General features: G+C 58.0%; 9 protein-coding genes and 1 tRNA gene. 4 read left to right on the forward strand and 6 right to left on the reverse strand.

From position 1 onward, the window contains the following. Positions 1-72: 72 nt before the first annotated feature. Positions 73-723: a hypothetical protein gene (locus A3H92_03615; protein ID OHC76228.1), complete on the forward strand. Its 651-nt coding sequence runs from the start codon at positions 73-75 to the stop codon at positions 721-723. Positions 724-770: 47 nt separating this feature from the next. Continuing rightward, complete coding sequence (locus tag A3H92_03620) at positions 771-2,714, forward strand: hypothetical protein (protein OHC76229.1); 1,944 nt, start codon at positions 771-773, stop codon at positions 2,712-2,714. 38 nt (positions 2,715-2,752) lie between these two features. Here A3H92_03620 and A3H92_03625 read toward each other — a convergent pair. Both A3H92_03625 and A3H92_03630 read right to left on the reverse strand, forming a co-directional pair. Continuing rightward, a tRNA-Pro gene (locus A3H92_03625) sits at positions 2,753-2,829 on the reverse strand. Positions 2,830-2,875: 46 nt separating this feature from the next. Then, positions 2,876-3,892 (reverse strand): farnesyltranstransferase, encoded by a 1,017-nt coding sequence (locus A3H92_03630; GenBank protein OHC76230.1) that lies wholly within the window; start codon positions 3,890-3,892, stop codon positions 2,876-2,878. Between the two features lie 97 nt (positions 3,893-3,989). Between A3H92_03630 and A3H92_03635 the strand changes: the two genes are divergently transcribed. Further along, the gene (locus A3H92_03635; GenBank protein ID OHC76231.1) at positions 3,990-4,730 is read left to right on the forward strand and encodes a hypothetical protein; all 741 of its coding nucleotides are present in this window, start codon (positions 3,990-3,992) and stop codon (positions 4,728-4,730) included. Positions 4,731-4,774: 44 nt separating this feature from the next. Next, complete coding sequence (locus A3H92_03640; protein OHC76243.1) at positions 4,775-5,065, forward strand: hypothetical protein; 291 nt, start codon at positions 4,775-4,777, stop codon at positions 5,063-5,065. A gap of 8 nt (positions 5,066-5,073) precedes the next feature. On the opposite strand, the gene A3H92_03645 is transcribed toward A3H92_03640, so the two are convergent. The 4 genes from A3H92_03645 to A3H92_03660 all read right to left on the reverse strand — a co-directional run bounded on the left by A3H92_03645 (position 5,074) and on the right by A3H92_03660 (position 9,818). Then, positions 5,074-6,096 carry a hypothetical protein gene (locus tag A3H92_03645; GenBank protein ID OHC76232.1) on the reverse strand — a complete coding sequence of 341 codons (1,023 nt, stop codon included), beginning with the start codon at positions 6,094-6,096 and terminating at the stop codon, positions 5,074-5,076. 64 nt (positions 6,097-6,160) lie between these two features. Further along, positions 6,161-7,390: a hypothetical protein gene (locus A3H92_03650; protein ID OHC76233.1), complete on the reverse strand. Its 1,230-nt coding sequence runs from the start codon at positions 7,388-7,390 to the stop codon at positions 6,161-6,163. Between the two features lie 344 nt (positions 7,391-7,734). Further along, entirely contained in the window at positions 7,735-8,157 is a 423-nt protein-coding gene (locus A3H92_03655; GenBank protein ID OHC76244.1) for a Fe3+ hydroxamate ABC transporter substrate-binding protein, read from the reverse strand. Between the two features lie 56 nt (positions 8,158-8,213). Beyond that, entirely contained in the window at positions 8,214-9,818 is a 1,605-nt protein-coding gene (locus A3H92_03660) for a hypothetical protein (GenBank protein ID OHC76234.1), read from the reverse strand. Between the last annotated feature and the right edge of the window lie 416 nt (positions 9,819-10,234).

Here is a 10,234-nt window from a genome sequence, read left to right on the forward strand (position 1 = left end):
TTGATCGGAATTGAGGCTCGATATGCGCGTTGCCGGCAGGCGTGGGCCGGACACATAGAAAACTCACGGACAATGATCATGAAAGCCGCCGCCAATTGCCGCAATCGGCGCCGAGCGGTGGTTCTCGGCTCCGGCTCACTTATCGATATACCCGTTGAAGATTTAAGCGCCATGTTCGATGAGGTGGCGCTGATCGATATCCTGCACCTGCCCCGAAGCTGGCGAAAGGTGCAAAGATTCAAGAATGTTTCAATGACGGCTCATGACATCACCGGCGTTGTCAGCGCCGTCTACGCCTATGTCGAATCGGGCGGCGGACAAGCGTTGCCGGCGCCGCCCGCCGCCTCCTTGCTGATCAACGGCGCTGATCTGGCAGTATCGGCATGCGTTGCCTCGCAACTTTACCATCTGCCGCTTGAATATCTGGCGAAAGCGTTGCCCGCCTACAGCAGGGCCGACGCCGAAATATTCGCCGGCGACGTGGTGGCCCGCCATATGGAAGCGCTGGCCGCCCACCCCGGCGCCGTCTGCCTGATCACCGAGATCGAGCGCATGATCATCGACGGCGACAAGGTGGCGAACCGCGAGGACCCACTTTACGGCATCCCCGTCCCCTTTGCCGGATGGGAATGGACATGGGACATTGCCCCGCCCCCGGAATTTCATCCCCGCTACGGACAAAAATTGAAGATAATGGGGGCGGTTAAGCCTGAAAAAGGGTAACTGTTATAAGATCGCGTCAGAATTAATTGGAGCTACAGAGAGACAGTATGAAATTTCTGTTGGTAGTGCCGAAATACGTCAACTACGGCAACGGCTATAACTTTCCGTTCGGCATTGCCTATATTTCCGCGATGCTCAAGCGGGAAGGGTACGAGGTCCATTGCCTGAACCTCAATAACCTGGAAATGAACCCCGTTGACGCCGTTACCCGCGCCGTTCACGAGAAGAATCCCGATATCTGCGGGACCGGCGCCATTTCTCCTCTTATTGATGCGGTAAAAGTCATCACTGATGCGGCCCGCGCCGCCAAGCCTTCGATCATCAACGTCGTCGGCGGCGGATTGATCAGCGGTGCGCTGGAAAAGGCGGTTCGTCTCCTGGATATTGATTACGGGGTCATCGGCGAAGGCGAAAACACCATCGTTGAACTGGCGGATGTGCTCGGGCGGGGCGGCGATCCGAAAACGGTCAATGGAATATGTTTCCTGAACAAGGACGGAAATTTCATCAAAACCAGAGCACGCGACCCGATCCGCGATCTGGATTCCCTGCCTTGGCCCGACTACGAAGGAATTGGGGTCGGCATGATGATCGATTTTCAGAACATCGCCGATGAGACCACCTTTAACATGATGGATGATCCGCGTTCGATGCCGATGATTGCGAGCCGGTCTTGTCCTTACGCCTGCACCTTCTGTTTTCATCCCATCGGTCGCGTCTACAGGGAACGCAGCCTCGACAATTTCTTCGAGGAACTGGATTTTCTGGTCGGGCGATATAACATAAACCACTTGTATATCTGCGATGAGCTTTTCACCGCCAAGAAAGACAGACTCAAGGAATTCTGCAGGAGGATCAAAAAGTACAATCTTTATTGGTTCTGCCAGTTGCATGTCTCGCTGATTGACGAGGAATGCATCGACTGGATGGTCGATGCCGGCTGCACCCATGCCGGGTACGGCCTGGAAAGCGCCAGCGATAAAGTCCTGTTGAGCATGCAGAAGAAAATAACCAGGGAGAAGATCGAATTTGCCTTGAAGACCACCTACGATCGGAAAATCGGAATCCAGGGAAATTTTATTTTCGGCGATTCGGCGGAGACCCTGGAAACCGCAAGCGAGACCCTTGATTGGTGGTCTGAAAACAGGGAATACCGGATCAGCCTGAGCTATCTCCAGGTCTATCCGGGCAGCCCCATCTACGCGCAGGCCGTCAAGGACGGGATCATCGGGGAAAAAGACGGAGAACTGGTGCAAGGCCCCATAAACGTCACCAATATTCGAGGCAAGGCCTATGAATATTTCGAAGCGAAGATCGGCGTTTTCAGAGAAACGCTGGTTATCCCGGCGAAGCTCATTTTGTTTGAAAAACAGGATGAATATAACATTCACCGGGGATATCCCTATCGCATCGAATGGGAGTGTCCGCGTTGCGGCTATAACAACATTTTTTCCAACGCCTACGTTGATCGGGGCTTCCAATCCCAGAACCTCCGCTTTTCGTGCCGGGATTGCAGGGGCATTTTCGATATTCCCAATCTGGCCGTTCCGGCCATTATCCATACGGAGTCCGAGGAGAAATACGCAAAGGCGACGGAGCTGCGCAATTCGGGAAAAACAGGCGAGGCTATCCCCATCTACCAGGAAATCTTCCGAACCGACTTTCCTTACATGAAGCGGCCGGATGCGTTTGTAATGTCCTGCCTTGATCTTGGAAACATCTTCTCCAAAGTCAAAAACGGCGAACAGGAAGCGGCGTTCTTTTTCGGCCAGGCTCTTTTCTACAGGGCCTACAATCCCGCCTATCACATATCCTATGCGCTGGCCCTGATGAGGGAAGGCAGCATGAGCGCCGCCAAACTGCATTCCCAAACGGCGCGCAGGGTGGCGCGGGCGGACAATGACCAACTCTTTGCCGCCATCGACAAGATAGACGCCCTGATCACGGCGTCCGGAGGAGACGCCAAACCCGGCCGCTACTTCATAGGCTGACCGCAATTCGGCCCGCTCTGATGCGTGCGGGAAAAAACTGGTCGGAGTGAGAGGATTTGAACCTCCGGCCCCTGCCTCCCGAAGACAGTGCTCTACCAGGCTGAGCTACACTCCGACGTGGCGTTCAAGAGGCGCGGTTATAACGCCGCCTTGCGCCTAACTCAATAGGCGCGCTCGATGCAGAAGTCGATGATATTGTGGAAGGCCTTTTTCCTGGCGCTGTCGGCGAAGATGCCCAGCGCGTCGCGGGCGATGGCGCCGTAGTGGGTGGCGCGCTCCACGGTGTCGGCCAGCGCCTTGTGTTTCTCCAGCAGTTTTACGGCGTGTTCCAGGTCGCCGTCTTTCTGGTCCTGGTCTTCCAGGGTGCGCCGCCAGAAGGCGCGTTCGGTCTCGTTGCCCCGGCGGAAGGCGAGGATCACAGGCAGATTAATCTTGCCGTCCCTGAAATCATCGCCGATGGTCTTGCCCAGCGTCGCCTGTTTGGCTGAATAGTCGAGCACGTCGTCGATAAGCTGAAAGGCGATGCCCAAATTCATGCCGTAGGTTTCAAGGGCGTCTTCTTCCACCTTCGAGCGGTCGGCGACAACGGCGCCGATGCGGCAGGCGGCGGCGAACAGTTGCGCCGTTTTCGCCCTGATGACTTCCAGATAGGCGGTCTCGCCGGTTTCCGTATCGTTGGCGGTGATCAACTGCATCACCTCGCCTTCGGCAATCAGCGCCGAGGCTCCGGACAGGATGGACAACACCGACAGCGAACCGTCCTCCACCATCAGTTCAAAGGAGCGGCTGAATAAGAAATCGCCGACCAGAACGCTGGCCTTGTTGCCCCACACGGCATTGGCCGAAGCCAAGCCCCGGCGCAGGTCGCTTTCGTCAACCACGTCGTCATGCAGCAAGGTGGCGGTGTGGATGAATTCGACGCAGGCGGCCAGGGCGATGTGGCGCCGTCCTTCATAGCCGCACATGCGCGACGCGGCCAGGGTCAACATGGGGCGCAGACGCTTGCCGCCGGCGGCGACGATATGCCCGGCCAGTTGCGGAATTAAAACAACGGGAGAATTCATCCGCCGGATGATCAGTTCGTTGACCGCCTTCATGTCTTCGGCAACCAGCGAGGTCAAGGCGTCCAGCGACGCCTTTTGACTGCGGTCCCCACCGATGCTGACTACGACGCCCACTCCACGGCCTCCAAGGTTGCCTGACGCAGGCATTGAGCATAAGTAAGGGCGAGACCATTGGTCAAGTGGACAACGCCCCCAGCATGAGCACCGGGACATGAGCAAAATTACCGAGGATGCGCTGCTGGCGGGAAAAATCAGCTTGCGCCAACCGGCCAAAGGGTTTCGCACGGCCATCGACGCCGTTTTCCTCGCCGCCGCCGTTCCCGCCGAAGACGGCGATATGGTTCTTGACGCCGGAACCGGCGTCGGCTCCGCCGCTTTATGTCTGGCCTCGCGGCTGCCCGGCGTGCGCGTCAAGGGGATCGAGGCCGACGGCTTGATGGCCGAACTGGCCGTAGGCAACGCCCACGCTAACGGCGTCGCCGAGCGCGTTGAGTTCATCCATGGCGACATTATGAGGGTAAAGGGGGCGCTTACGCCCGGTTCTTTCGATCACGTCATGGCCAATCCGCCGTTCCGCAAGGCCGGCAGCGGCAATGCGCCGCCCGATCCGGTCAAAGCGGCGGCCACCATCGAGGGCGAGGCGACATTGGCCGACTGGATTGATTTCTGCGTCGCTATGGTTCGCGTCGAAGGCTCGGTCACCCTCATCCACCACGCCGGGCGCACGGACGAAATTCTTTCCTGCATGCAGGGGCGGCTGGGCGATATCGTCGTTTTCCCGCTGTGGCCCGATGACGGCGGCAGACCGGCCAAACGGGTCATCATCAGAGGTCGCAAGGGAATGACGGCGCCGACCAGGACGGCCTCCGGCATGGCGCTTCACGACGGCGACGGCGCCTATACGCAAGAGGCCCAAAAAATTCTGCGTGATGGAACGGCCCTGGCGCTTTAGATGTCCGGTTGCGCCGGGGAGCGTATCCGCTCATAATGCCCGCCATGAACAAAGGACCGGGGATATTTGAAGATATAGCCAAGCTGGCCGGCAGCGCCGCCTCAACTCTCGCCGGATTCCGCGACGAGGTCGAGACCCTGGTGCGCCAGCAACTGGAGCGGTTGCTCGCCGAAATGAAAGTGACGCCCCGCGAGGAGTTTGAAGCGGTGAGAGACATGGCCGCCAAGGCCCGCGCCGAACAGGAAAAACTGGAAAAGCGCGTGGCGGCGCTGGAGGCCGAACTCGGCGTCAGGCCGGCGGGGCAATCCGCCAAAAAGACCCGCCGCAAGTCATAACCGCCGTCTCAGGTTTCTTTGCATACGGCCACTCGGTCTTTACCGGACTTCTTGCCGTCGCTCAAGGCCATGTCGCTGCGCTGAAGCAGCCGTATCACGGATTCGCCGGGCTTGTGCCGGGCGATGCCGACTGCCGCCGTGATCCGTCCGAGTATCTGGTCGCTGCCCCGCTGCGAAAGGTTGCGGCTGGATATATCCTCGCAGATGCGCTTGCCGAGAAGGACCGCGTTTTCCAGCGGGGTGCGATTAAGAACCAGCATGAATTCTCTTCCGCCGTACCTGACGGCAAGATCATCGTCACGGACCGCCTTTTTGATGATGTTGGCGACCAAACGGAGTATCTTGTCCGCCGACTGAGGGCCGAGTTCGTCGATAATGTTCTTGAAGTTATTGATTTCGATCATAAGCGTACATAGGCTGGTGTCTTCCTCGGCCGCTTTTCTCATCAGCAGCGGCAACCGGCCCTCCAGGTAACGGAGGTTGTAGAGGCCGGTCAGCGTATCGGTATTGGCGAGATGACGCGCCTCGGCAAGGCTGGTTTGCAGGCGTTGCACTTCGCGTGTCGTGTCGCGGAGCTTCTCTGCAAGATGGTTCTGATGGGCGGCCATGCGGTCGGTTTCCTGGAGTATTTTCGCCACCACCTCGCGGGCCGCCGAAATGTCGGAAGCCTTTTTCAGTTTTTCCGCTGAATGGTTAAGGATGCGGCCGAATTCCGTCGTCTCGCCTTCCACTTCCGACAGGCTGCCCAACACCGCGTCGAGGGAAGTATGGGCCTTGATGAGATTGTTGAAAAATTCCGGACAATCGGCGAGCATGAGCAGAACCTTGCAGACACAGTCCTTCACCTCGCGTTCCGTCAGATTTTTGCGTTTTTCGGTCAGCTGATCCAGACGCGCCCTACATTCCGAATTGACGTCGGCCGCATAAGCGTACCACACCATCAAGTTTTCCGGCGAGGGGGGGTAATGGTGGGCCTCCATCAGGCGAAGCGCCTTAGTGACCGTTTCCAGCGCCTTGAGATAGTCTTCCATATTTAAACCTGATTTATACTTAATCTATACGCTGTTTATATGCCGGGCAGGTTGTATAAGCGAGTCAATATTTTTTTGTTCTCGCCGGCGGAAAGCGCACGGTGACTGTGGTCCCCACGCCGGCTTCGCTGGTAATTTCAAGGGCGCCGCCATGAAGTTCGGCGAGGGCTTTGGTCAGCGGCACGCCGAGGCCGGTCCCTTCCTGTTCGCGCACCATGATGTCGTCGATCTGACCAAAAGGCAGGAATACCTTCGGGATGTCCTCGGGCGCGATGCCGACGCCGGTGTCAATAACCCGCAACAGGACGGCGTTGTCACGGTTGAGCGCCGCCTCCACGATGACCGATCCCTCTTCGGGGGTGAACTTGACGGCATTGGTCAGCAGGTTCAGGAGGATTTGCTTCAGGCGCAAACGGTCGGCGAACAGGTTAGGGAATCCGTCCGGGATATTCGCCGACAACAGGACGCCATGCGTTTGTGCATGTTCCCTCACGAAATCGAGCGAAGACAGGATTTCCTTGCGGACGTCCAATTCTTCTTCCTTCAGTTCCTGCGCTCCCGCCTCAACCTTCGAGATGTCCAACAGGTCATTGATGACCTGAAGCAGGTGCTTCCCCGCGCTATGGATGTCCGCTGCATAGCCGACATAGGCCGGGACGCCGATGGCGCCGAGCATTTCCATCCGCATCATCTCGGAAAAGCCGAGGATGGCGTTCAGGGGGGTACGCAGTTCGTGGCTCATGTTGGTGAGAAAGAAGGTCTTGGCGCGACTGGCCGCGAGGGCTTCGTCGCGGGCCAGCGCCAGTTGATCGGCTATGGCGGAGATTTTTGCCGCCTGGGTCTCGATCCTGTACTTGGCATCCTGGAGTTCCAGCACCCTGTTTTTGGAGTTCTCTTCGCTTTCCTTGAGTTTTTGCTCTATCCGGTACTTATAGAGGGCGACTTCGATGGTGGCCGACAGCGTCTCCCGGGAGAAAGGCTTCAGCACATAGCCGAACGGCTCCGCCTTCTTGGCCCGCTCCAGGAACGCCTCCTCTCCATGGGCGGTTACGAACACCACCGGGATATTGAACCGTCTGCGGATTTCCTCCGCCGCCTCAATGCCGTCCCTTTTCCCTTCCAGGATGATGTCCATCAGCACCAGATCAGGTTTATCGCTATCGGCCAAACGAATTGCCTCTTCGCAGGAAGGGGCGATTCCAATCACCGTAAAGCCCAGGTTCGTCAATATCCGCAGTTCGTCCAGGGCGGTGATAGGCTCGTCCTCGACCACCAGGAGGCGTTCCTTGGTCATGACTCCTCTCCATGCGCACGAAGGCGCGAAGACGCGAAGTCGTCATGACCATTGACGATCCGCCGAACGTTCTCTGTTTCTTCAATCCTCATGACGGATTGCCCCTCTTCCTGCTTTCGCGCCTTTGCGTGAAACAGGGCCAAACTCGACCGCCAGGATGCGCTCCTCGGTCATGGCTCCTCTCCATGCACGCGAAGGCGCGAAGACGCGAAGTCGTCATGACCGTTGACGATCCGCCGGACGTTCTCTGTTTTTTCAATCCTCATGACGGATTGCCTCTCTTTTTGCTTTCGCGTCTTCGCGTGAAACATGGTCGAACTCGACCACCAGGATGCGCTCCTTGGTCATGGCTCCTCTCCATGCACGCGAAGGCGCGAAGACGCGAAGTCGTCATGACCATTGACGATCCGCCGGACGCCCTCCTTGAAGGTCGTCATACCGAAATTCATCAGCAGACCCAGGGGCAAGTTCATTAATCTAAGGTAAGTCAAAATCTGCTTGCCGTGTACGGGCGCTGTTTTTTCAATCGACTTTAACTCAATGAGCAATTGTCTCTCGATCAACAGATCGACCCGGAAAGCATCCTCGAATCGCATATCATCGAAGGTGAATGAAATCGGTTCTTGCCGTTCGACATGCAGTCCGCGCTTTTCAAGCGCCCTGAACAGGACGGTTTCATAAACCGATTCCAGCAACCCCGGGCCGAGTTCCCGGTGTATGTGAAAACCGCAATCCACGGCAGCGCGGGCAAGTTCTTCAATCCTCATGACGGATTGCCCCTCTTCCTGCTTTCGCGTCTTCGCGTGAAACAGGGCCGAACGGGTCATGGCTGTTTTCCCTTGAAGACGATGCCGAACCGGGTTCCGTTCGAGCGATCCACCTCCACCTTCCCGCCCAGCTTGCCGGCCAACGCCGTCACCAATTGCAGGCCCAGCGTCCCGCACCGGCTCAAATCGAAGTCCTTGGGCAGACCGGCGCCGTCATCGGCCACCGCCAGTTCGATCATGCCGCCGTCCCGCAGCTTCATGGAAACCCCGATCACGCCGCCCCGATCATCCGGAAAGGCGTGTTTCAGGGCGTTGGAAATCAACTCGCTGACGATCTGCCCGATGGGGACGGCCTGGTCGATGTCGAGGACGATATCGTCCACGTCCTCGCGGAACACAATATTCCCGGAAGCTCCGATATGGCTCTCTCTCATGTCCATGATGATCGAACACAGGTAACCTCCCGACCCGATGTGGGCCATGTCGTACGAGCCGTACAGGGTCTCGTGTATCCGCGCCATCACCCTGACGCGGCGCTCGCTTTCCCGCAGCGCCTCCGCGACCCGGCTGTTCTTTTCCGCGTTTGCCTGCAACGACAGCATGGAAGAGACCACCTGCAGGTTGTTCTTGACCCGGTGATGGATCTCCTGCAGCAACACTTCCTTCTCGGCCAGCATGGCGGCGATCTTCTCCTCGGCCAGCTTGCGCTCGGTGATGTCCAGAACCGTGCCGATCATCCGTTCCGGTTTGCCGTCGTCGTTGAACACTGTTTCACCCCGCGCGTAAATCGCGCGCACGGCGGCGTCGGGGCGAATGATGCGGTATTCGGCCGAGTACCCGACCCTCTCCTTGAGACTGCGGTTGACGGCCTTGTTGACCATCGCCCGGTCATCCGGGTGAACGGCGTTAATGAATGCCTCGTAGGTTGCTCCGAACTCTCCGGGCTTCAATCCGAAGATTTGATCAGTTTCATCCGACCAGCGAATGACGTCTGTTTGAACGTTCCACTCCCAGTTGCCGAGGCCGGCGAGGCGCTGGGCGTCGTTGAGGGAGGCCACGGCCGATTGCAGGTCTTTGATAAGGGGGGTGCTGACACGGCGGGTCAACAGCCCTCCCCCGGCGATAACCAGTATGGCGCCGAAACCGCCGAGGGTTCCCCACTTGATAAACGGCGCCCGCACTTCGGTCATATCGATTTTGGCGACGATGCCGATATCCAGCGTCGGCGCCGGCGCGTACGCAGCCAACACCAGGACGCCATGGTAGTCGAGTTCGATCGACGTCCCGGAATGTCCCATCAGGGCGTGATATGCCGGCCTCGCCAAACCGGATGCGAAGGGTATTGGATCGGGAATGACGCCGTGGTGCTGCTTGAACGGGAATACTATCATATCGCCCTCGCGCACGGCGATGACGAATTCCCCTGTTTCGCTGAACCGCGAGGCCGTTTCATGAGCGACGGCAAGCTGGCTCATGGTGGCGCCCCGGGCGCCTTGCGGATGGTCCTGTTGACTGTACATGGCGTCGAAACGGGCGACGGCTTCAATCATGGCCGTCTGGCTCTGTACGAGTCGCGTCAGCCAAGCCTTCTGTTCGCTGATGACCGCCAGATAGAGCATCAATGTCCCTATCCCGGCTACTACGGCGGCGGTCACGACCATGGCCAGGATCAGCGCCGTCCGCTCTTTGCGACCGTTCGCTGTTTGGGGTTGCGGGATCATCAGGCCAACGTATTCAATAGGGACAAGTTATGCAAGCCGCCTCAATACCGTCCCTTTTCCCTTCCAGGATGATGTCCATCAGCACCGGATCAGGTTTACCGCTATCGGCCAAACGGCTTACCTTTCTTCCTGCTTTCGCGTCTTCGCGTGAAACAGGGCCAAACAGGTCATGGCTGTTTTCCCTTGAAGACGACACCGACCTGATCCGCCTTTTACGGACAGTTTAATTTAGGAGTTTACCCCGGTTGTGTCCCCGTAATTCTAGATCGCATCAGGATTGATTGGAATCGCCGCTGTGGGCCACGCCTAACCGTCTTTGCGAGGATTGCAAGAAGCGAAGCGACGAAGCAAGACGA

The organism is Rhodospirillales bacterium RIFCSPLOWO2_02_FULL_58_16 (assembly GCA_001830425.1).
GTDB lineage: Bacteria > Pseudomonadota > Alphaproteobacteria > Rhodospirillales > 2-02-FULL-58-16 > 2-02-FULL-58-16.

Bases quoted from the DNA above. Each gene is read 5' to 3' on its own strand.
- A3H92_03635 (OHC76231.1), top strand. From the start codon at position 3,990: ATGAGCAAAATTACCGAGGATGCGCTGCTGGCGGGAAAAATCAGCTTG.
- A3H92_03640 (OHC76243.1), top strand. From the start codon at position 4,775: ATGAACAAAGGACCGGGGATATTTGAAGATATAGCCAAGCTGGCCGGC.
- A3H92_03655 (OHC76244.1), bottom strand. From the start codon at position 8,157: ATGAGGATTGAAGAACTTGCCCGCGCTGCCGTGGATTGCGGTTTTCAC.
- A3H92_03660 (OHC76234.1), bottom strand. From the start codon at position 9,818: ATGGTCGTGACCGCCGCCGTAGTAGCCGGGATAGGGACATTGATGCTC.
- A3H92_03615 (OHC76228.1), top strand. From the start codon at position 73: ATGATCATGAAAGCCGCCGCCAATTGCCGCAATCGGCGCCGAGCGGTG.
- A3H92_03645 (OHC76232.1), bottom strand. From the start codon at position 6,096: ATGGAAGACTATCTCAAGGCGCTGGAAACGGTCACTAAGGCGCTTCGC.
- A3H92_03650 (OHC76233.1), bottom strand. From the start codon at position 7,390: ATGACCAAGGAACGCCTCCTGGTGGTCGAGGACGAGCCTATCACCGCC.
- A3H92_03620 (OHC76229.1), top strand. From the start codon at position 771: ATGAAATTTCTGTTGGTAGTGCCGAAATACGTCAACTACGGCAACGGC.